Annotated in this window: 19 protein-coding genes; 6 read left to right on the forward strand and 13 right to left on the reverse strand. The window is 69.7% G+C overall.

The window, feature by feature from the left end; genetic code table 11:
* Window positions 1–471 precede the first annotated feature (471 nt).
* Entirely contained in the window at window positions 472–1,416 is a 945-nt protein-coding gene (locus tag M1D55_RS23460) for a Bug family tripartite tricarboxylate transporter substrate binding protein (protein ID WP_156526488.1), read from the forward strand.
* Window positions 1,417–1,500: 84 nt separating this feature from the next.
* Here M1D55_RS23460 and M1D55_RS23465 read toward each other — a convergent pair whose 3' ends face one another.
* A complete protein-coding gene (locus M1D55_RS23465; RefSeq protein WP_456281955.1) occupies window positions 1,501–2,313 on the reverse strand; it encodes an aminotransferase class IV family protein in 813 nt (270 codons plus the stop codon).
* Window positions 2,314–2,529: 216 nt separating this feature from the next.
* On the opposite strand from M1D55_RS23465, the gene M1D55_RS23470 reads away from it, so the two are divergent.
* Window positions 2,530–2,832, forward strand: coding sequence for a TFIIB-type zinc ribbon-containing protein (locus M1D55_RS23470; protein WP_064575050.1), 303 nt, complete (start codon window positions 2,530–2,532; stop codon window positions 2,830–2,832).
* A gap of 117 nt (window positions 2,833–2,949) precedes the next feature.
* Here M1D55_RS23470 and M1D55_RS23475 read toward each other — a convergent pair whose 3' ends face one another.
* The 5 genes from M1D55_RS23475 to M1D55_RS23495 all read right to left on the reverse strand — a co-directional run bounded on the left by M1D55_RS23475 (window position 2,950) and on the right by M1D55_RS23495 (window position 10,126).
* Window positions 2,950–4,386 (reverse strand): ABC transporter ATP-binding protein, encoded by a 1,437-nt coding sequence (locus M1D55_RS23475; protein ID WP_456281956.1) that lies wholly within the window; start codon window positions 4,384–4,386, stop codon window positions 2,950–2,952.
* On the reverse strand, window positions 4,383–5,210 hold the full coding sequence (locus tag M1D55_RS23480; protein WP_456281957.1) for an ABC transporter permease: 828 nt from the start codon (window positions 5,208–5,210) through the stop codon (window positions 4,383–4,385). Before M1D55_RS23480 ends, M1D55_RS23475 begins: the two co-directional genes overlap by 4 nt.
* A 5-nt stretch (window positions 5,211–5,215) precedes the next feature.
* A complete protein-coding gene (locus tag M1D55_RS23485; RefSeq protein ID WP_456282762.1) occupies window positions 5,216–6,085 on the reverse strand; it encodes an ABC transporter permease in 870 nt (289 codons plus the stop codon).
* 197 nt (window positions 6,086–6,282) lie between these two features.
* Window positions 6,283–7,920, reverse strand: coding sequence for an ABC transporter substrate-binding protein (locus M1D55_RS23490; protein ID WP_456281958.1), 1,638 nt, complete (start codon window positions 7,918–7,920; stop codon window positions 6,283–6,285).
* A gap of 40 nt (window positions 7,921–7,960) precedes the next feature.
* Entirely contained in the window at window positions 7,961–10,126 is a 2,166-nt protein-coding gene (locus M1D55_RS23495) for a TonB-dependent siderophore receptor (RefSeq protein WP_456281959.1), read from the reverse strand.
* Window positions 10,127–10,302: 176 nt separating this feature from the next.
* Here M1D55_RS23495 and M1D55_RS23500 point away from each other — a divergent pair, with 176 nt between their 5' ends.
* Window positions 10,303–10,713, forward strand: coding sequence for a Fur family transcriptional regulator (locus tag M1D55_RS23500; RefSeq protein WP_006579736.1), 411 nt, complete (start codon window positions 10,303–10,305; stop codon window positions 10,711–10,713).
* Window positions 10,714–10,815: 102 nt separating this feature from the next.
* Here M1D55_RS23500 and M1D55_RS23505 read toward each other — a convergent pair whose 3' ends face one another.
* The 6 genes from M1D55_RS23505 to M1D55_RS23530 all read right to left on the reverse strand — a co-directional run bounded on the left by M1D55_RS23505 (window position 10,816) and on the right by M1D55_RS23530 (window position 16,372).
* Window positions 10,816–11,556 carry a GntR family transcriptional regulator gene (locus M1D55_RS23505; RefSeq protein ID WP_064575153.1) on the reverse strand — a complete coding sequence of 247 codons (741 nt, stop codon included), beginning with the start codon at window positions 11,554–11,556 and terminating at the stop codon, window positions 10,816–10,818.
* Between the two features lie 175 nt (window positions 11,557–11,731).
* Window positions 11,732–12,745 carry a Bug family tripartite tricarboxylate transporter substrate binding protein gene (locus M1D55_RS23510; protein ID WP_456281960.1) on the reverse strand — a complete coding sequence of 338 codons (1,014 nt, stop codon included), beginning with the start codon at window positions 12,743–12,745 and terminating at the stop codon, window positions 11,732–11,734.
* Between the two features lie 90 nt (window positions 12,746–12,835).
* Window positions 12,836–13,876, reverse strand: a complete 1,041-nt coding sequence (locus M1D55_RS23515; protein ID WP_456281961.1) for an Ldh family oxidoreductase — start codon at window positions 13,874–13,876, stop codon at window positions 12,836–12,838.
* On the reverse strand, window positions 13,873–14,811 hold the full coding sequence (locus tag M1D55_RS23520) for a hydroxyacid dehydrogenase (protein ID WP_456281962.1): 939 nt from the start codon (window positions 14,809–14,811) through the stop codon (window positions 13,873–13,875). The genes M1D55_RS23515 and M1D55_RS23520 overlap by 4 nt, the downstream gene beginning before the upstream one ends.
* Window positions 14,811–15,986, reverse strand: coding sequence for a UxaA family hydrolase (locus M1D55_RS23525; protein WP_006575912.1), 1,176 nt, complete (start codon window positions 15,984–15,986; stop codon window positions 14,811–14,813). Before M1D55_RS23525 ends, M1D55_RS23520 begins: the two co-directional genes overlap by 1 nt.
* Window positions 15,987–16,090: 104 nt before the next feature.
* Entirely contained in the window at window positions 16,091–16,372 is a 282-nt protein-coding gene (locus tag M1D55_RS23530) for a UxaA family hydrolase (protein WP_006575911.1), read from the reverse strand.
* A 284-nt stretch (window positions 16,373–16,656) separates the two neighbouring features.
* Here M1D55_RS23530 and M1D55_RS23535 point away from each other — a divergent pair, with 284 nt between their 5' ends.
* The 3 genes from M1D55_RS23535 to M1D55_RS23545 all read left to right on the forward strand — a co-directional run bounded on the left by M1D55_RS23535 (window position 16,657) and on the right by M1D55_RS23545 (window position 19,176).
* Window positions 16,657–17,394 (forward strand): GDSL-type esterase/lipase family protein, encoded by a 738-nt coding sequence (locus tag M1D55_RS23535; RefSeq protein WP_006575910.1) that lies wholly within the window; start codon window positions 16,657–16,659, stop codon window positions 17,392–17,394.
* Between the two features lie 143 nt (window positions 17,395–17,537).
* The gene (locus M1D55_RS23540; protein ID WP_456281963.1) at window positions 17,538–18,350 is read left to right on the forward strand and encodes a helix-turn-helix domain-containing protein; all 813 of its coding nucleotides are present in this window, start codon (window positions 17,538–17,540) and stop codon (window positions 18,348–18,350) included.
* An 85-nt stretch (window positions 18,351–18,435) separates the two neighbouring features.
* On the forward strand, window positions 18,436–19,176 hold the full coding sequence (locus M1D55_RS23545; RefSeq protein ID WP_456281964.1) for a dienelactone hydrolase family protein: 741 nt from the start codon (window positions 18,436–18,438) through the stop codon (window positions 19,174–19,176).
* Between the two features lie 88 nt (window positions 19,177–19,264).
* Here M1D55_RS23545 and M1D55_RS23550 read toward each other — a convergent pair whose 3' ends face one another.
* Window positions 19,265–19,396, reverse strand: a complete 132-nt coding sequence (locus M1D55_RS23550) for a hypothetical protein (RefSeq protein ID WP_255650794.1) — start codon at window positions 19,394–19,396, stop codon at window positions 19,265–19,267.
* Window positions 19,397–19,552 lie beyond the last annotated feature (156 nt).

Consider the following 19,552-nt stretch of genomic DNA (forward strand, 5'->3'; position numbering starts at 1 on the left):
TACGTCCACAGTCGATGTGCCGGCCAGCTTAGCGACGGCGAGGGCGGCCGCCCATCGCGTCGGCGGCATAACAAAAATCCGGTTGTCTGGGGTTGGGACAGCAGAACCGCATGGCGTCCAGCTCGAGCCGCATGGCGTCCGGCTCTGCGGTAGCTGTCCTCGCCCCCTCAGGGGGAGAGGGTTGGGGAGAGGAGGTGGTTATCAGACGCCGGCGACATGACGACCGCCGTTTGCCCTCTCCCCCCTCTACCGCTCGCGGGAGAGGGGAGCGCGTCATGCGGCATGCGCATAAGCGATATGCCCTCGCGACAATTGCCCGGCCGCCGGTGGGCGCTTAGCCTGTGGCCTGGTTCGACAGGATGGGATTCACACCGTCCGCAAGGAGACAGAACGATGCGTTATCAGTGGATGGACATGGGCAACGTTGCGCGGCTGGCTTCGCTTGCCGCCGGATCGGCGATCGCGCTGGCGATGATGTCGCCGTCGCCAGCGGTCGCCGGCAATGCGGCTGCCGATGCCGCCGGCTATCCGGGCAAGCCGGTCAAGATCGTGGTGTCGTTCCCGCCGGGCACCGGCTCGGACAGCACCGCGCGCTTCCTCGCGCAGAAGCTGGAGGCACGCTTCGGCCAACCCTTCGTGGTCGAGAACCGGCCCGGCGCCAACAGCTTCATCGCGGCGCAGGCGGTGGCGCGTGCGGAGCCCGACGGCTACACATTGTTCGTCGCCAGCAACTCGCCGATGGCCACCAACGCGGTGCAGTTCAAGTCGCTGCCCTACGACCCGGTCAAGGACTTCGCGCCGGTGGCGCGGCTCTATTACGGCGCGATGGTGCTGTCGGTGCCCGCGAGCTCACCGTATCGCACCGTGCAGGACCTGATCCGCGACGGCAAGGCACGGCCCGGCAAGCTGAGCTACGGCTCCGGCTCGGCCTCGTACCAGATCGCCACCGAGCTGTTCCTGAAGCAGGCCGGCGTCAAGGCGGTCGCGATCCCGTACAAGGGCGCGGCGCCGGCCGTCGCGGACCTGGCCGGTGGCCAGGTGGACTTCGCGCTGTCGGACTACACCGCCGCGGCGGCGCTGGCGCAGACCGGCAAGACGCGGATCCTGGCGGTCACCGGCGACAAGCGGCTGGACGTGCAGCCCAATGTGCCGACGCTGCAGGAACTGGGCTTCAAGGACTACTACATGATCAACTGGGTCTCGCTGTTCGCGCCCGCCAATACGCCCAAGCCGATCGTCGACAAGCTGAGCCAGGCCGCGGTCGAGATCTTCAACAGCAAGGAGGCCGCCGAATTCATCGGCCGCACCAATGGCCAGATCTTCGCCGGCGGCGCCGACGTGCTGCGCAAGTTCCAGCTCGACGAGATCAAGCGGTGGTCGGCGGCGGCCACGCTGGCGGGGATTCCGAAGCAATGAGCCCAAGCAATGAGCCGAAGCTATGAGCGCAGGCGGTGAGCGCAGGCAATGAGCGCAGGCAATGAGCGCAGGCGGTGAAGCGCGTCACGGCGCCACCGCGGGCTCCGCTTGATAGGCGCGCCGCAGCAGCGCGACAAACTGCGGCGCATCGGGGATGGGCACCGAACCGACGCGCCGCACCGGCACGCCGGGCGTCCACGAGTTCATCACCACGGCGCCGGCGAGCGAAGGCACATCGGCAAGCCTGATCTCGCGCGAGCGCTGCGCAATGCCAAGCCGGTCCAGCTGACGCCGCACGATGCCCATCGTGGTGCCGGTCAACATCTCCGCTACCGGCCATACCACCGCCTCCCCGTCCCAGAACGCCAGGTTCCAGATGCTGGCCTCGCTGAGCCGCCCATGACGGTCAACGAAGGCCGCATCGTCGAAGCCTTGTTCCACGGCCTGGCGCAGGTACCAGGTCTTGGCGATTTCGCCGACGTGCTTGATTGCGGGAAGGACGCGCTCGTGCTCGACGGTCTGCAGGGACAGAGGACCGTCGGGGCCCGACGAAGGCGGACCGGTCCGGATCAGCAACCGGGGCGTTCCAGTGCCGCGCGCCGTGAATTCGCCTTCGGGCGAGTACACCGTCGCCGTCAACGAGAGGTCGCCGGGCCCCGCCTGCAAGGCGGTCCGCAATTGCTGCCGCACCTGTTCATCCGGCAGCGCGGTGCCGAACAGCGCCGACGATGCCGAGCGCAGCCGCGACAGATGCAGGTCCAGGCCACGAATGCGGCCATCCCTGACCTGCATCGCGGTGAAGTGGGCATAGCCGGCGAAGGCGATCGGGGCAAGGTCCGCCGCCGAGGCGGGCTGTCCGTCGAGGTAGGGGATCTGGAACTTCGATTCGGCTGACATGGCACGCTCCTGTATGTGATCGTCAAGTGGCGCAACTATCGCCGATCGGCCAGGCCTGATGGAAACAAGAACTTTTGATCCGATCGACAAGTGCAACTTGAAGATTCCGTTCCACCAGATGTGGCGCATCAAGCGCAAGCCGGCATCCGCGGTGCCGAACCAAGCCGGCCGCCGACGGTCTGACAGCCGTTGAACACGCAATCAAGGAGAGCTGCGATGCAATGTCCCGTGTGTACCGAGACCACGCTGGTGATGGCCGAACGCCAGGGCGTCGAGATCGACTACTGCCCCAAATGCCGCGGCGTGTGGCTCGATCGCGGCGAGCTCGACAAGATCCTGGAACGCGCGTCCGCCGAACAGGCGCCGCTCGCCCAGGCGGCCCCGGCCGCTGCGCCGCAACGCCCGGCCGATCCGCGCGGCTATGACCGCGGCTACGAGCGCGGCTATCGCGACGACGACCGCTATCGCGAGCAGAAGCACTATCGCAAGAAGAGCATCTGGCACGAGATCTTCGATTGACGCTCGGCCATCCCTGCTGAGCATGCCGGTCGTCCCCGCGAAGGCGGGGACCCAGTGTCTTTCAAAGACGCTGGATTCCCGCTTTCGCGGGAACGACATCAGCCGGCGCCATGTTCATCAGAACGCCAGCGTGCGGGCCGCCACGTTGGCGGCAAGATCCGGATCGTGCGTGACCAGCATCAGCGCGCAGTCCGATTGTTCCGCCGCCTCGACGATCAGGTCGATGGTATTGCGCTGTGTCACCGGGTCCAGCCGCGAGGTCGGCTCGTCGGCGAACAGGAAGGCCGGCCGCAGCAGCAGCGCGCGCAGCAAGGCGAAGCGCTGAAGTTCGCCGCCGGATACCGCGCCCGGCAGCCGTTCGAGCAGATCGGCCGACAAGCCGAGCCGCTCCATCCACGGCCGCAGCGGCGCGCGTTCGAGCCGGTGCAGCGCGATCAGGTCTTGCAGCGCGCGGCCCAGCGAGACATGCGGCGCGAAGGCGCCGGCCGGGTCCTGATAGAGCTTCTGGAAACGAACCCGCGCAATGCCGTCGGCGCGGCGCACGCTGCCGCGATCGGCCCGGGCGAGACCGAGCAGCACATTGCCCAAGGTCGATTTGCCGCTGCCGCTGGGTCCGGTGACGGCCACGCGCTCGCCCGCGTGCAGCGCCAGGTCGAGGCCGTCGAACAGCAGATGGTCGCCAAAACGCTTGCTCAGGCCGCTGGCGCGCAACACCTCGCCGCCGATATCGGGCATCGGCCGCCGCGGCCACGCCGCGGGCTCTGCTGCGATCAGCGCGCGCGTGTAGTCGTGCGACGGCGCGCCCAGCACCGCGTGGGTCTGGCCGCGCTCGACGACGCGGCCATCGAGCATCACCATCGTGTCGCCGCCGAGGGCGCGCGCCACGCCGATGTCGTGGGTGATGGTCAGCACCGCGCAGCCCTGTTCCAGCGCCGCGCGCAGGCGCGCCACCAGATCGTCGCGCCAGATCCGGTCCAGGCCCTTGGTCGGTTCATCGACGATCAGGATCGGCGCATCGCCGGCGCGGGTGATCGCGAACGCCGCGCGTTGCGCCATGCCGCCCGACAAGGCGGTCGGCCAGGCGCGCGCCGCATGCCCGAGCCCGACCGCGCGCAGCGCCTGCGCGGCGTGGTGCGCGGCGCGCTGTCGCGACTGCCCGGCGACCCAGCGATAGGTCTCCGCCAGTTGCGCATCGACGCGCATCAGCGGGTCCAGCGCAAACCACGGCTCCTGCGGCAGCAGCGCCAGCTCGCGGCCCCATAGCGGCCGCCGCGCCCGCCTATCGCCGGCCTCGCAATGCCAGCCATCGCCGGCGAGGCGCCCGCTCGCGCGCAGGCCGGAGGGCAGCGAGCCCATCACGGCATGGGCCAGCAGGCTCTTGCCGGAACCGGTCTCGCCCAGCAGCGTCAGCGCGCGGCCGGCCTGCAGTTCGAACGACACCGGCTGCAGCAGCACGCCGCCGGCACTCGCGACCGACAGGTCCGTCACGCCGAGCAGGCGTCCGGCGCGGTCGCCGTGCAAGTCCTCGATGAGGATGTCGTTCCGCGCGTTCATGACGACACCCCGGCACGCGTGCGGTCGTTGAGCAGTGCCAACGCCAGAATCGCCAATGCCAGCACCGCGATCGGGCTGGCGATGGCCCACGGCGCCTCGGCCGCATAGGGCAGCAACTCGGTCATCATCAGGCCGAGCTCGGCCATCGGCGGCTGCACGCCCATGCCGACGAAGCCCATCGCGGCCAGCGCCAGCACCGCCGCGCCAAGCCCGAAGCTGCTCAACGTGCCGAGCACCGGTGCCAGCTCGGGCAGCAGGTGCCGGCGCACGATATGCAGCGGTCCGAAGCCGAGCAGGCGCGCGGCCTCGACATGGTGGCTCTGCAGCACGATCTGCGCGCTGGCGCGCGCGACGCGGAAATACTCGACCCACAGCACCAGCGACAGCCCCAGATACAACGGCCACATCGCGCCCGGCGCCAGCGCGGACAGCAGCAGCACCAGCAGCAGTCCCGGCAGCGACAGCACCGCGTCGGCCAGTGCGCCCGCCACGCGATCGACCCAGCCGCCGCGCCACGCGGCAAGCAGCCCAAGCAACGTGCCCGGCAGCGCGGCCGACAGCACGCACAGCAGCGCGAGCCCCAGCGACAGCCGCGTGGCGTGCGCGGTGCGGGCCAGCACGCTGCGGCCCAGATGATCGGTGCCGAGCGGCTCGGCCATCGTCGGCGCCTGCAGTACGCGGTACAGATCCTGTTCGAACGGTTCGCGTGGCGTGGCCCACGGGCCGACCACGGCGAACAGGGCCAGCAGCACGATCAGCAGCAAGGCGATTCGCCGCCGCGGCGTGGCAGCCGCCGATACGCCATTCAAGCTCAGGCTTGCCATTCCGCTCATCGTGCCACCCTCGCTCGCAGCCTCGGATCGATCGCCATGCAGGCGAGGTCGACCGCGGCGTTCAACACCACGAACAGCAGTCCCATCGTCAACGCGGTGCCCTGGATCATCGGCACATCGCGGCCGAAGATCGCATGCACCAGCGCATGGCCGATGCCGGGCCACGCGAACAGCATCTCGACCACCACCACGCCCTCGAGCAGATAGACCAGCTGCACGCCGAGATAGGCGACCACCGGCACCGCGGCATTGCGCACGCCGTGCCGCGCCATCGCGACCCGGTCCGTCAGCCCCTTGGTCCGCGCGAACAGCCAGTACGGCGCCGCGACCACGCCGGCCATCGCATCGCGCGCGACGCGCATCGCGGTGGCGGCCAGGCCCAGCCCCAGCGTCAGCGCCGGCGCGATCCAGCTGCCGTGCTCGCCGTGGCCGCCGGCCGGCAGCCAGTCGAGTTCGACCGCGAACGCGAGCACCAGCAGCATGCCGAGCACGAACGGCGGCAGCGCGCGCAGCAGCACCGACAGCGCCAGCGTGAGGCGATCGGTCTGGCCACCGGCGTGCCTGCCCGCGGCAAAGCCCAGCGGCAGCGCGATCAACGTCGAGACGGCCAGCGCGGCCAGCGCCAGCCACAGCGTATGGCCGAGCTGATGCGCGATCTCGGCCGCCACCGGTGCCCCGGTCACCGTCGAGGTGCCCAGATCCAGATGCAGCAACCGCGACCACCACGCCAGCAGGCCGTCGAACCACGGCTGGTCAAGCGCCAGTTCGGCCCGCACCGCGTCGGCGGCCTGCGCGGTCACCATGTCGTAGCCATAGCGGCCGGCGGCGATGCGGAACGCCATGTCGCCCGGCAGCAGCCGCATCATCAGGAAGCTGAGGCTGCCGACCAGCGCGGCGACGACCGCGGCCTGCACCCCGCGCTGCAGCAGCACGCGAGCGATCAGCCGGGCGGCCGGTGTGGCGCGCCGCCGGCGCAAGGCATCGTGCGATGCCGATGCGGATTCGGCGACGCTTGCCGCGGCCGGTGTGGCGGCCAGCGCTGTGGCCTGAGGATTCGGTGGCGTCATCGGGTCCATTGCAATTCGGTGAGCCGGTAGCTGCGTTCGAACGGGTCGATCGACACGCCGGCCAGATGCGGGCTGGCCGCGAGCGTCTGGTGATACCAGAGCACGGGCACCAGTGGCAGGCCCTCGTGCAGCGCGCCGGCGATCTGCCCGCGCAGCGCCTGCGTACGGGCCGCGTCCGTGGTCGACGACATCGCCGCCAGCGCGCGCGTCAGCGTCGCCGACGACCAGCCCATCGCGCCCCAATCGCCGCCGTTGCCATCGGCCGTGCCGAAGTCCTGCGCGATCGTGCCCAAGGCATCGGGCACCGCGCCATAGTTGCGCGCAATCAGCGCCATCTGCAGCGTGCCGTCGCGATGGCCCAGCGGGATCTCGCTGGAATTGCCAATCGCCACGCGGACCTGCATGCCGATCAGGCGCAGCTGCTCCTGGATCGCGGCGGCGATCACCGGCAGTTCGGGGCGATCGGGAAAGGTCTGCAGCGTCAGCGCGAAACGCTCGCCGCCGCGTGCCAGCACGCCGTCGGTGCCGGGCCGCCAGCCCAGTTCGGCGAGCAGCGCTCGGGCGCGTACGGGGTCGTGCGCGAGTCCCGGCAGCTCGGCGCGGTGCCAGCCGGCCAGCGCGGGCGGGAACAGCTGCGTCGCGGCCAGCGACGGCTCTCGCAGCACCGCCTGCGCGATGCCGCGCCGGTCCAGTGCCAGCGACAGCGCCTGCCGCGCGCGCGGATCGGCGAGCAGCGGATGGCGGGCATTGAGCTTCAGCGCGGTGGTGCGCGGGATCGGCTGCTGCAGCACGCGGACCGCGTCGCCGCGCCGCAGCCGCGCGACGCTGCCGGGATCGAGCCCGTAGGCCAGTTCGGCCTGGCCCGCCTCGGCCATCAGCGCGCGCATCTCGGCGCGTCCGACCGCCAGATAGCTGGCCCGGCGCACCGCCGGGACTGGCCCCTGCCAGCCATCGAAAGCCGCCACCGAGAAGCGCTGCGGCGGCTCCAGCGTGACGATGCGGTACGGGCCCGAGCCGACGATCGCGCGGACCGCGCCATCGGCGCCAAAGGACGCGGGCGCGAGGATCTGCGTGCTGCTGTGCGACAGCAGCGCCGGCAGCGCGGGAAACGGTTGGTGCAAACGGATCCGGACGACCGCGCCAGGCGCGGTGTCGATCGCGGCATCGGTCGCGGCATCGGTCGCGACATCAATCGCGGCGATCGGCGCCTGGCCGAGCACGCCGGCCGGATGCAGCGCACGCCGCAGCGCCTGCACGACGTCGGCCGCGCGCACCGGCGAGCCGTCATGAAAGCGCGCGCCCTGGCGCAACGCAAAGCGCCAAACCAGCCCGTCGCCGGACACCTGCCAGCGCGACGCCAGCCCGGCAACCGGTCGCGCCTGCGCGTCATAGTCGACCAGCGTCTCGGCGACCTGCATGCGCGCGAACAGATAGCCCCCGCGCAGCGGATCCAGGCTCGACAGCTCCCACGGGCCGATCACGCGCACGGTGCGGTCGGCTGCGGCTCTCTTGTCCGCGTCCGTGTCCGTCCCCTTGCCTTGCGCCAGCGCCGGCGACAGCAGCGCGGCGGCGCCGGCTCCCAGCAGGCGCCGGCGGCGTGGCGACCGCGGTGAATCCGGTGAATCGGCTGGCATCGATGCAGGCGGGGGCATGGCAGCGGACGGTTTCATCGCGTCAATAGCTGAGCCGCAGCCCGAGGCGCACCGTGCGCCCCGCTCCCGGCGCGATCCACAGCGCGCTGTAGGAACTGGCGTAGTAGTCCCGGTCGAACAGGTTGTGCACGTTCAGCGTCAGCCGGGCCTGCTTGCTGAGCTGCCAGTAGGCGAGCAGATCGACCAGCGTGTACGACGGCAGCGTGAAGCTGTCGGCTGCGTCCCCCGAGCGCTTGCCGACGTAGCGCACGCCGGCGCCGAGCCCATAGCGTTGCCCGACCGGCGCCGCATCCTCGTAGACCGCCAGCGCGCTGGCGCTGGTGCGCGGAATATTGCGCAGCGGCGTGCCGGCCGGCAGCCGGGTATCGGCGGTGATCTCGGCATCGGTCAGCGCGACGCTGCCCGACACGCGCCAATGCTGGCCGAGGCGGCCCGCCACATCGAGTTCGAGGCCGCGGCTGCGCGCCTCGCCTGCGGTGGTCGAGAACGAGGGATCGGCCGGATCGGCGGTCAGCACATTGCGCTTGTGGATCGTGAACGCGCTCAGCGTCGCGCCGAGGCGGCGATCGTCGGTCTCGAACTTCAGGCCCGCCTCGACCGCGCGGCCGCGCTCGGGCGTGAAGGGCTCGCCGGCGGCGTTGCTGCCCGGGTTGGGGCGGAAAGAGCGGCTGGCATTGGCGAACAGCGTCACGTTGTTGCTGGCCAGATAGGCCAGTCCCACGCGCGGCGACACCGCGGTCTGGTCCTGCTCGACGCGCGTGCCGCGCAGGCGGTTGTCCAGCGTCTGCCGATACGAGTCGACGCGCAGCCCGCCCAGCAGGCGCCAGCGCTCGCCAAAGGCGATCTGGTCCTGCGCGTACAGGCCGAGATTGGTCTGTCGCTCGTGCGTATCGGTGTTCGGCAGCAGCGGCGGCGGCGTCGATCCGTAGACCGGCTCGTAGATGTCGATCGGATATGGCGTCGCGGCGGTGGGATTGCCGCGCAGCTGCACCTGGCTGCTGCTGAAGCGATAGGCGTCCAGGCCCACCAGCAGCGTGTGCGACAGCGCGCCGGTGTCGAAGCGGCCGGTCAGGTCAGCCTGCAGCGCGGTGTCGTCTGACTGGTAGTCGCGGTATCGCCGCTGGCGCCGCAGCGTGCGGTCGTCGGCGGCCAGCGCGAAGGGCTCGGTCGAATATCCTTCCAGCGAGCCGCCGCGATAGGCCAGCGACAGCCGGCCCTTCCACGCGGGGGAGAACTGATGCTCGACGCCGAGCTGGTGCGACTGGCTGTCCAGGCGGATATCGCCGTCGGCCGGCTCGCCGAGGAACGTCTTGCGGCCCATCGCGTCGAGTCGGCCGTCGACCGCGACGATGCCGCGGTCCAGCGGCGTCGAGAAGCGCTGCCATTCGCCGGCGTACTGGATCACCGTATCGGCGCCGAGCGTCCACGTCAGCGAGGGCGCCAGCAGATAGCGCTGGCTGTCGACGAACGAACGCTGGCTGCCCTGATGGTCGCCCACCGCGATCAGGCGGCCGGCGACGTTCTCGCCCAGCGGCCCGGTGACATCCGCGGCGACACGATAACGGTCGCGATTGCCGACTTCCAGCTCGTAGTTCTGCGCCGGCTTGAACTGCGGCTGCTTCGTGGCCAGGTTCAGCGTGCCGCCCGGCTCGCCGCTGCCGTACAGCGACGAGGTGGGACCCTTGAGCACCTCGACGCGCTCGATGGTGGCGGCGTCGCGCGGCGCGGTGAAGCCGCGGTTGGCGACGAAGCCGTTGACCAGGTAGCCGGTGCCGGTGTTTTCGTTGCCGGCGAAGCCGCGCACCGCGAAGTTGTCCCACAGGCCGCCGAAGCTGTCCTGGCGCGCGATGCCGCTGACATAGTCGAAGGTCTGCTCGAGCCGGGTCGCGCCGATATCGTCGATCATCGCGCGCGGCACCACGCGCACCGCCTGCGGGACTTCGCGCAGCGGCGTGTCGGTGCGCGTCGCGCCGCTGGCTTCATCCGGGTTGTACGATGCGGCGCCGGACGTCACCACCGCGACCTCGGGCAGCACGGCCTCCTCCCGCTCCGCGGCCTCGGTGGGTTCGGCGAGCGCGGCAGCGGCGAACAGCGCGGCGGCAAGCGGCGACAGCGGATGAACCGCGCGCAAGGGTCGCGCAGCGCGGCGCGCGGGTACCCGCGCGGGCGATGAAATCGGCGTGGACATGTGGACGAAGAGTGAGCGAAGACAGGCGATCACCGCCACCGTCATGCCGTACCGCGTGTGCGGGCCGGCAATGGAAGCCGCAGGCAACGACAATAGCGGCGACAATACGGGCTGCGGCGACGCTGCCGAGCGACGGCGCGCCTTATTGAGAACGAATTTTCATTATCATTCTAGCTATGGAACGCATGACCCGTCAACGCGAGGCCGTGCTGGGCGCGCTGCGCGAGGCCGCCCGGCCGCTGAGCCCTGCCGAGATCCTGGCCGCCGCGCAGCGCACGGTGCCGACGCTTGGACTCGCGACGGTCTACCGCAATATCCGCGCCATGCTGCAGGAAGGTGGCCTGGTGGCGGTGCCGCTGCCGGGACAGGCGGACCGCTACGAGGTCGCGGACGAACCTGACGCGGTCGTGCACAAGCACTACTTCCAGTGCCTGAGCTGCGACCGCGTGTTTCCGCTGGAAGGGTGCCCCGGGCACCTGGAAGAGATCACGCCGCCGGGCTTCGTCGTCGAGCAGCACGAGCTGACGCTGCGCGGCCGCTGCATCGAATGCGCGACGAAGAAGGCGGGGAAACGGCGGGCAAGCTGATACGAAGGGATGTCGTCGTCCCCGCGAACGCGGGGACCCAGTGGCATTCAAAGTCGCTGGGTTCCCGCATGCGCGGGAATGACGACGCGAGCGGCGACGGAGTTACGGCTGCGAGATCGCGAACTCGTGCGCGGTGGTGTCGAGCCGCGAGACGCGGCGCTCGACGCGCCGGTCGTGATAGGACGAGGCGATCCGCGTGATCTGCAGCAGCGGACCGCCCACCGGCACCGGCAGCAGCCGATGGTCGTCCTCGTCGGCCAGCACCGCGCGCAGGCGCTCCTCGGTGCGGATCACGTTGATGCCGAAGGCGTCCTGATAGAAGTTGTACAGCGTGTTGGGCCGCTCGCGCAGCATCGTCTCGGTCAGCCCGTCGAACAGCGCCTCGGGCACCGTGATCGCATCGGTCATCACCGGCCTGCCGTCCAGCGACAGCACGTTGATGAAATGGAAGACCCGCTCGCCCGGCGCGATGCCGAGCGCCAGTGCCTCTTCCTTGCTGGCCTTGCCGCGCCGGAATTTCGCCAGCCGCACGCTGGGAAACGCGCGATGCCCGTCCTCGCGCACCACGCGGAAGAAGCGGAAGAAGTGATCCTCCTGGCGGTGGGTCGCGACGAAGGTGCCGCGCCCCTGATGGCGGATCATGATGTTCTCCGCCACCAGTTCGTCGATCGCCTTGCGCAGCGTGCCGATCGACACGCCGAAGCGCTCCACCAGCTTGCGTTCGGCCGGAATCGCCTCGCCCGGCTTCCACTCGCCGGCGGCCAGCGCCGCCAGGATCGCCCGCTTGACGTCCTTGTACAGCACGCCGCCGATTGCCGCGCCTGCTTCGAATTCTGCGCCCACCTTCAACGATCTCCCTGACGGATGGATTGGCACGATGCCGGTTCCGGACCGCCGCCGGCTGCCCGGCGTCGGAACGGAACGTCTATATAACATGGATGACTGCCGCCGCCCGCGCCCGCCGTGTCGAAGATCGTCTCGAACCCTGGGCTTCGCGCCCCGCCCCGCGCGCTGCGATCTACTCGGCGCGGATGCCCTTCTGGTCGATCAGCCTCGCCCAGCGCGCGACCTCGCCCTGGAAGTAGTCGGTAAAGGGCGCGCTCGCCTGGGGAGCGGGCGAGAAGCCCGCCGCCACGATGCGGTCACGCACCGACTTGACCTCGACCATCTTCGCCACCGCGGTGCCGACCTTGTCGATCACCGGCTTCGGCGTGCCGGCCGGCATCATCAGGCCGGTCCAGTTCTCGACCAGCAGGTCCGGGAAGCCGACTTCGCCAACCGTCGGCACATCGGGCAGCAGCGGATGGCGTTCGCGCGTGGTCACCGCCAGCGCGCGCAGCTTGCCGCCCTTGACGTAGGCCAGCGACTCGGGGAAGTTGGAGAACACCACGTCGATCTGCCCGCCGATCAGGTCCGTCATCGACGGTGCACCACCCTTGTACGGCACGTGCGTCAATTTGGTGCCGGTCAGGCTCTCGAACAGGGCAAGCGTCAGATGCGGCGGCGTGCCGTTGCCGCTGGAACCGGCATTGAGCTTGCCCTTGCGCGCCGCCTCGACCAGGTCCTTCATCGACTGGATCGGCGAGTTGGCCGGCACCACCACGGTCATCGGCGACGAGGCGATCCGCGCCACCGGCACCAGGTCTTTCTGCATGTTGAAGGGCAGCTTCGGAAACAGCGTGACGTTGGACGCGTGCGTCAGCGTGACAGCGAGCCAGGTGTAACCGTCGGCCGGCGCCTTGGCCACCTGGTCGGCGCCAATATTGGCGTTGCCGCCCGGCTTGTTGTCGATGACGATCGGCTTACCCCACTCCTCCGACAGCTGATGGCCGACCATGCGCGCCATGATGTCGGTCAGGCCGCCGGGCGCAAACGGCACCACGTAGCGGATCGGCTTGCTCGGATAGTCGGCGGGCCCCTGGGCCGCCGCGGGGGCGGCCACGGTAACGGCGGTAATGGCGGTCACGGCGGACAAGGCAACGGACAACGCGGCCACATGCCGCAGCATGGTGCGAATCAACGGGCGATGCATGGTTTGTCTCCTTTGTTTGCCGCCATCCGTACTTTGCGGACCTCGGCGTATTGGGGGGCCGGCGCGGAGGCCGGCCCGAGCTGACGCTTGCTAGGCCGGACTACCCTCCCCGGCCAGCGCCTCCAGTTCGGCCAGCAGCGCGGCGGGCACGGCAATGCCCTCGCGGCTGGCGCGTTGTTGCGATGCCTCGCGGCGCGCGCCGGGCAGGCGCGTGCCCGGGTCGGCCAACATCGCCGCCAGCAGCGCCTCGACGCGATCGTGATAGACCTGCTCGCCGCTGAACGCGGCCGGATCCAGCACCAGGAAGACCTGGCCGATGCGCGGCCGCCCGCCGGCGTCTTCGAAGAAGGAATCGGCCTCCGCGCCGAACTGCGCGCCGGCCAGCGACACCACCAGCAGCTCGACCAGCAGCGCCAGCATCGCGCCCTTGACGCCGCCGGCGGGCAGCATCGAGCCGCGCAGCGCGGCCGCCGCGTCGGTGGTCGGCTCGCCGGCTTCGTCGAGCGCCCAGCCCAGCGGAATCGGCTGGCCCGCCTTGGCGGCGACCATGATCTTGCCGCGCGCGACCTCCGACAGCGACAGGTCGATCACCACCGGCACGGCGCCGCGGCGCGGAAACACCGCGGCGATCGGATTGGTGCCGAACAGCGGCTTGCGCCCGCCCCAGGCCGGCATCGCGGCCGGCGAGTTGCCCAGCGCGATGCCGATCATGCCGGCGGCAGCGACGGGCTCCAGATGCGAGGCGGCGGCGCCGAAGTGATGGCTGTTGGCGACCGCGGCCACGCTGACACCGAGCTCGCGCGCGCGCACGATCGCCTGTTCGATCGCCATCGCGCAGGCCGGGAAGGCGAAGCCGCAGCGGGCGTCGACCAACAGCGCGGCACGCCTTTCGTCGTTGCGCGTCTGCAGCACGGGCACCGCCGCGCCATCGACGCGATCGCGCCGCAGGTGCGCGACATACATCGGCACCCGCGACACGCCGTGCGAGGCGAGCCCCGCCGCATCGGCGCGCACCAGCGCCGCCGCGGTGGCCTGGGCCTGCAGCGCGCTGGCACCGGCGCGGCGCAGCGCGGCCTCGGCCAGCCGCGTCAGGCGTGCGGCATCGACGGCCTTGATGTCGGGGGCGCTCATGTCGATACCTCGTCCAGCGCCTGCCGCACCTGCTGCGCGATCCGCATCGACACGCGCGCATTGGCCTCGCGCGTGACGCCGCCGATATGCGGCGTCAGCACCAGATGGGGCACACCGTCCAGCGGCGAGCCCGCGGGCAGCGGCTCGCGCTCGAACACGTCGAGCGCGGCGCCGGCCAGATGCCCCTGGCGCAGCGCCGCCGCCAACGCGGACTCGTCGACCACGCCGCCGCGCGCGGTATTGATCAGCACCGCGCCCGGGCGCATCGCGGCGAGGCGACGCGCATCGAGCAGATGCCGGGTCGCCGGCACCAGCGGCACGTGCAGGCTGACCGCATCGGCCTCGGCGAGCAGCGCATCGAGACCGCGCGGCGCGACGCCGCTGCGTTGCCAGACCGGATCGTCGTCGCGCAGCATCGGATCGTGCGCGACCACGCGCATACCGAAGGCCTGCGCCAGCGCGGCGGTCTGCCGGCCGATGTCGCCGAAGCCGATCAGGCCCAGCGTCTTGCCCAGCGTCTCGCGGCCCTCCGACAAACGCGCGCGCGGCCACTTGCCCTGCACCACCTCGCCGCTGCTCTGATAGGCGCCGCGCAGCAGCATCGCCGCCGTGGTGACGACGTACTCGGCGACCGAGCGCGCATTGGCGCCGGTGGCCGGAATCACGCGGATGCCGCGCGCCTTGCACGATTCGACGTCGATATTGTCCAGGCCGACGCCGAGCCGCCCCACCACGCGCAGGCGCGGCGCGCTGTCGAGCAGCGCCGCATCGACCTGCGTGCGGTTGCGCACGATCAGCGCGTTGGCCGAAGGCAGCGCCGCCAGCAGTTCGGCGCGGCGGTCGACCCAGTCGGGCTCGTAGCGCAGTTCGAACCCGGGCGTCAGCGCCGCCACCGCGTCCGGGTCCATGAACTCGCTGATGCAGATCCGCTTCATCAGGCCGACTCGTGGATGCGGGTCAGCACGAACTCGCGGTGGCCCAGCGCCTCGGCCGCGGTCCAGCGGCCGTTGGCGGTGGCCAGCATGCACTCGAGCAGCTTGTCGCCGGTCTGGTCGAGGTTCAGCTCGCGCTGCAGCAGCCCGGAGCAATCGACGTCCATGTGCTCGCTCATCAGCCGCACAGTGCGTGGATTCGCACACAGCTTGATCACCGGCACGATCGGGTTGCCGATCACGTTGCCCTGCCCGGTCGGGAAGAAATGCACGACGAAGCCGGAGGCCGCGCACAGCGTCACCATCTCGGCCGCGGCCGACGACGAATCCATGAACCACAGGCCCGGATGCGTCGGCTCCTCGGCCTTGTCGAGCACGCCGTCGACGGTGCACTTCTTGCCGATCTTCTGGATGTTGCCCAGCGCCTTCTCCTCGATCGTCGTCAGGCCGCCGGCGATATTGCCCTTGGTCGGCTGCGACTCCGACAGATCGGTGGTCTTCCAGCGGTCGATCATGCCCTGGTAGCGCTCGAACATCGCCATGAACTGATGGCGGACCTCGTCGTTGGCGCAGCGTGCCGCGACGATATGCTCGCCGCCGGTCAGCTCGGAGGTCTCGCCGAACACCAGCGTGGTGCCAAGGGGATGCAGCTTGTCGAAGGCATTGCCGACGGTCGGGTTGGCGCCGCAGCCGGACGTGGTATCCGACTCGCCGCACTTGGTCGACACCCACAGGTCGGCGATCGGGCATTCGACGCGATGCAGCGCCGTGGCGTACTGCACGAATTCCTTGGCGGCCTTCGATGCACGCTTGATGGTCTCGTGGTCGCCATGGCCCTCGATGCCGAAGCCGACCACCGGCTTGCCGGTCTTCGCGATGCCGTCGACCACGCGCTTGGTCCAGCCGTCCTCGATGCCGATCACCACCACGGCGGCGACGTTCGGATTGCTGCCGGCGCCGATCAGCGTGCGGAAATGCAGCTCCAGGTCCGGGCCGAACTGCAGGCGGCCATAGGGATGGGGGATCGCCATCGTGCCCTTGATCGCATGCGCGACGGCCTCGGCGGCCGCGTTGGACAGGTCGTCCAGCGGCAGGATGATCACGTGGTTGCGGACGCCGACGCGGCCGTTGTCGCGGCGGTAGCCCCAGAAGGTGGTGTTTTGGTCGATGATGGACATGGCTTGGTATTCGGTTCTCGGATGACTGAATCGCCTGGTCGGGCGTGAATGGCTGCGCGGGGGATCGATGCACTGTCCCGCGCGGATCGCCGGGCGGCGATGCCTTACCAGCGCTTGGTCTTGATGTTGTGCACGTGGGCGTGCTCGCCGGCCTTGATCGGCGCGACCACCTTGCCGATGTCGACGCCGTACTTGTAGACCGTGTCGTTCGGCGCCATGTCGCGCAGCGCGACCTTGTGGCCGATCGGGATCGGCTGGCGCGCGGTCACCGTGATGGTGCGGTCCTCATCCATGATCCAGGCGTTCAGCTCGGTGCCCGCCTCGATCCCTTCCACCACGGCCACGGCCACCGTGTCCTTGGCGTCGTGCAATACGACGTGAATCATCGTTGTGTCTCCTCTGTGGGTTGGTGCGTGCATCGGATCATAGGTGCTCAAAACATAAAGGTCAACCAACTCATCTATATGAATTAGATGTATATGGTTGTGCGCTCCGGCGCGTTCGTGCTCGCCAACCCTAACTTGCCTTTGAAATGAGAAGCGTTTGCTGTCGCACTGACGCAGCAGCCCGAGCGTCCGAAGATCGGCTCGCGGAGCTTTCCCTGGCCGCGGCCGCCCGGCATCGAAGGGAGATCGGCCGCCCAACCTCCGCCTACCCGGGAGAGTCGGCCATGCGTCCGATCAGACTGCTGTTGGTGGCGTCGCTGCTGCTGAACCTCGCATTCGTCAGCGCCACCGTGATGGCGATTCACCGCCTTGGCGGCATCAGCTATCTCGCCTTCAAGCTCAAGCACCGCGACGATGGCTCGGGCTACAGCGCCGGGCGGCTGCAGCATCTGCGCTCGCTCGATGCCGCGCTGCCCGCCGGCAAGATCGTGTTCGTCGGAGACTCGATCACCGAAGCCGGGGAATGGTCGGAGTTTCTCGGTCACGGCGATGTGGTCAATCGCGGCATCGGCGGCGATTCGACCGCGCGGATTCTCGACCGCATCGAATCCGTCGCCGGTACGCGGCCGTCCAAGCTGTTCCTGATGGCCGGCATCAACGACCTGGGCGCCTTCGACGAACGCGAGGTGTTCGACCGCTATCGGCAGATCGTCGACACGGTCAAGCGCGTGTCGCCCGGCACGCGGATCTATCTGCAGAGCACGCTGCCGGTCAACCGCGAGATCCGCGACACCGGCCGCGACAATGGCCGTGTCGCGCAGCTCAACGCGCTGCTGGCCGGACTGGCGGCCAGGGACGATCGCGTCGAGTGGATCGACGTCGGCCGCGCGCTGGCGGACCGCGACGGCAACCTGGACCGCGCGTACACCTATGACGGCGTGCATCTGAACGGCGCAGGCTATGCGCGCTGGAAGGCCGTGATCCTGCCGTATCTGCAGGGCACCAGCGTCGCCGTGCGATAGCGCTCCCCGCCTTCCGCGCCGATGCGATCAGCGAACACGGGCGGCGTGCCAGAACCGGCTTCTGGTATGTTGAGCGTCGCGTCTTGCGCCTGACAGCGTTCGACGCTTCCCCACTGCCCCGGATGAGCCCGGAGGAGTCCGCCATGTTCCAGGTGATCGCCCCTTGCCCCGCGTTGGCGCCCTACGTCAACGGCTACTGGTTCGTCCAGGACCTGGAGGGCATGTATGAAGGGCAGCCGATCGTGACCTGCCCTTACCCGGGCGCGGTGCTGTCGGTCAACTTCGGCCGTCCCAATGCGATGGAGGACGGCCCCACCGTGCCCAAGGTCTCGCTGCTGGGTTTCCAGTCGGCCAGCCGCCGTTGGCGCTCGTGGTCGGACACGTATTTCGTCATGGCGATGCTCGGCGCCGTGGGATTGGCGCGGCTGTTTCCCGGCATTGGCGCGGACTGCAAGGATCGCCTGATGGACCTCGCGGGCTATCTGGGCGACGGGGCGGCCTGCGCGCTCGAGGCAGACCTCAGCGCGGCGTGGTCGCCGGGCCGGATCGCCCGCCAACTGGACGACTGGCTGCTGCGGCGCCTCGATGCCATCCGGGCGCCAATGGAACTGCCAACCCTCGCGGCAGCCCACGCGCTGTTGCGGCAAGGCCGGCAGGTGCAGGACATCGCCCGGCTGACCGCCGTCGATCGCCGCCAACTGCACCGATGGTTCGAGCGGCATCTCGGCCTCGGCCCCAAGCAGTTGATGGACCTGGAGCGGCTGCAGTCGAGCATCCAGGCCGTGCAACGCGGCGATGGGGACGCGCTGTCCGGCTACAGCGACCAGGCCCACCAGATCCGCAACTGGCGGCGACGGCTGGCCCAGACCCCAGGCGGCTACGCCCGCGCCGGACCATCGCCGCTTGCCGAACACTTCGGCGCGCAATCGACTGACGGCCCGGCCTTCTACCTCTGACGGCGCGGCGTCCGGCGTCCCAAACGTTCAATACGGCGCGTCCGCGCGGCGGCATCCTGCCGGTGGCACACGACAGGAGGTACGGATGGACGTTGATGAAATTGCGCTGGAACGATCGCTGGTCGACTACACCGATGGCGAGACGACCTTCGAGGGTTACGTGGCCCGGCCCGCCGGCCTCGGGCCATCCGCGCCGTGCGTGCTGCTGGCCCACGAGTGGAGCGGGCTGAGCGATCCCATCAAGCGCAGCGCGGACCGGCTGGCCGCATTGGGCTACGTCTGCTTCGCCGCCGACGTCTACGGCAAGGGGGTCCGCGGCGACCCGATGGGCGACAACTCGCGCCTGATGAATCCGATGCTCGCCAACCGTGCCCTGCTGAGGCAACGGCTGCTGGCGGGGCTCGATGCCACCATGGCGCTCCCCGGCGTCGATCCGGGCCGCATCGCCGCGGTCGGCTACTGCTTCGGCGGCCTGTGCGCGCTCGACCTGGCGCGCGCGGCGCCGCCGAATCTGGTCGCCGCGATCAGCATTCATGGCGTGCTACAGCCGCCACGGATCGACCGGCAAGGGCCGATTTCCGCAAGCGTGCTGCTGTTGCACGGGTGGGAGGACCCCGTCGCGCCGCCGGCCGATGTGCTGGCCATCGCCAGGGAACTGACCGACGCCGGGGCGGACTGGCAGTTGCACGCCTATGGGCACGCCCGCCATGCCTTCACCTTCGCCGGCGCGAACTTCCCGGAACGGGGGATCGTTTATGACCCCAGGGCCGACAGGCGCTCATGGGCGGCGATGAAGGGATTCCTGGCCGAGCAACTGGGGGCGTAAAGCTCACGGCCAGCCGTCTTCTTGTAACGCAAAAAAAAACAGCGGCGAATCCCTCCGGGCATTCGCCGCCGCATACTCCCGCACTGCCTTACTTCTGTTGCTGCTGCTTGCGCTCGCGCTGTTGGCCGCCTTGCTGCTGCTGGCCGCCCTTGCTTTGTTGCTGTTGTTGCTGCTGCTTGCTGCCGCTCTTTTGGCCTTGGCCTTGCTGTTGCTGAGTCATGATGGTCTCCGGATGTGCGGACATGACGTCCGGACCCGAATGGATGCATCGAGCGTGCCAGCGGACAGATCGGGCGTGATACCGACGTGAGGAGACCTATCGTCCGCAGCGCAGGCGCCATGCGCTTCGGCAAGGCAGTCGCTAAGGCAGTCGGTG

It is taken from the genome of Cupriavidus sp. JZ107 (assembly GCF_053903255.1).

Coding starts and splice junctions, on each gene's coding strand:
- M1D55_RS23460 (WP_156526488.1), top strand. CDS start 472: ATGATGTCGCCGTCGCCAGCGGTCGCCGGCAATGCGGCTGCCGATGCC.
- M1D55_RS23465 (WP_456281955.1), bottom strand. CDS start 2,313: ATGTCAGCCGAATCGAAGTTCCAGATCCCCTACCTCGACGGACAGCCC.
- M1D55_RS23470 (WP_064575050.1), top strand. CDS start 2,530: ATGCAATGTCCCGTGTGTACCGAGACCACGCTGGTGATGGCCGAACGC.
- M1D55_RS23475 (WP_456281956.1), bottom strand. CDS start 4,386: ATGAACGCGCGGAACGACATCCTCATCGAGGACTTGCACGGCGACCGC.
- M1D55_RS23480 (WP_456281957.1), bottom strand. CDS start 5,210: ATGGCAAGCCTGAGCTTGAATGGCGTATCGGCGGCTGCCACGCCGCGG.
- M1D55_RS23485 (WP_456282762.1), bottom strand. CDS start 6,085: ATGATGCGGCTGCTGCCGGGCGACATGGCGTTCCGCATCGCCGCCGGC.
- M1D55_RS23490 (WP_456281958.1), bottom strand. CDS start 7,920: ATGCCAGCCGATTCACCGGATTCACCGCGGTCGCCACGCCGCCGGCGC.
- M1D55_RS23495 (WP_456281959.1), bottom strand. CDS start 10,126: ATGTCCACGCCGATTTCATCGCCCGCGCGGGTACCCGCGCGCCGCGCT.
- M1D55_RS23500 (WP_006579736.1), top strand. CDS start 10,303: ATGGAACGCATGACCCGTCAACGCGAGGCCGTGCTGGGCGCGCTGCGC.
- M1D55_RS23510 (WP_456281960.1), bottom strand. CDS start 12,745: ATGCATCGCCCGTTGATTCGCACCATGCTGCGGCATGTGGCCGCGTTG.
- M1D55_RS23515 (WP_456281961.1), bottom strand. CDS start 13,876: ATGAGCGCCCCCGACATCAAGGCCGTCGATGCCGCACGCCTGACGCGG.
- M1D55_RS23520 (WP_456281962.1), bottom strand. CDS start 14,811: ATGAAGCGGATCTGCATCAGCGAGTTCATGGACCCGGACGCGGTGGCG.
- M1D55_RS23525 (WP_006575912.1), bottom strand. CDS start 15,986: ATGTCCATCATCGACCAAAACACCACCTTCTGGGGCTACCGCCGCGAC.
- M1D55_RS23530 (WP_006575911.1), bottom strand. CDS start 16,372: ATGATTCACGTCGTATTGCACGACGCCAAGGACACGGTGGCCGTGGCC.
- M1D55_RS23535 (WP_006575910.1), top strand. CDS start 16,657: ATGCGTCCGATCAGACTGCTGTTGGTGGCGTCGCTGCTGCTGAACCTC.
- M1D55_RS23540 (WP_456281963.1), top strand. CDS start 17,538: ATGTTCCAGGTGATCGCCCCTTGCCCCGCGTTGGCGCCCTACGTCAAC.
- M1D55_RS23545 (WP_456281964.1), top strand. CDS start 18,436: ATGGACGTTGATGAAATTGCGCTGGAACGATCGCTGGTCGACTACACC.
- M1D55_RS23550 (WP_255650794.1), bottom strand. CDS start 19,396: ATGACTCAGCAACAGCAAGGCCAAGGCCAAAAGAGCGGCAGCAAGCAG.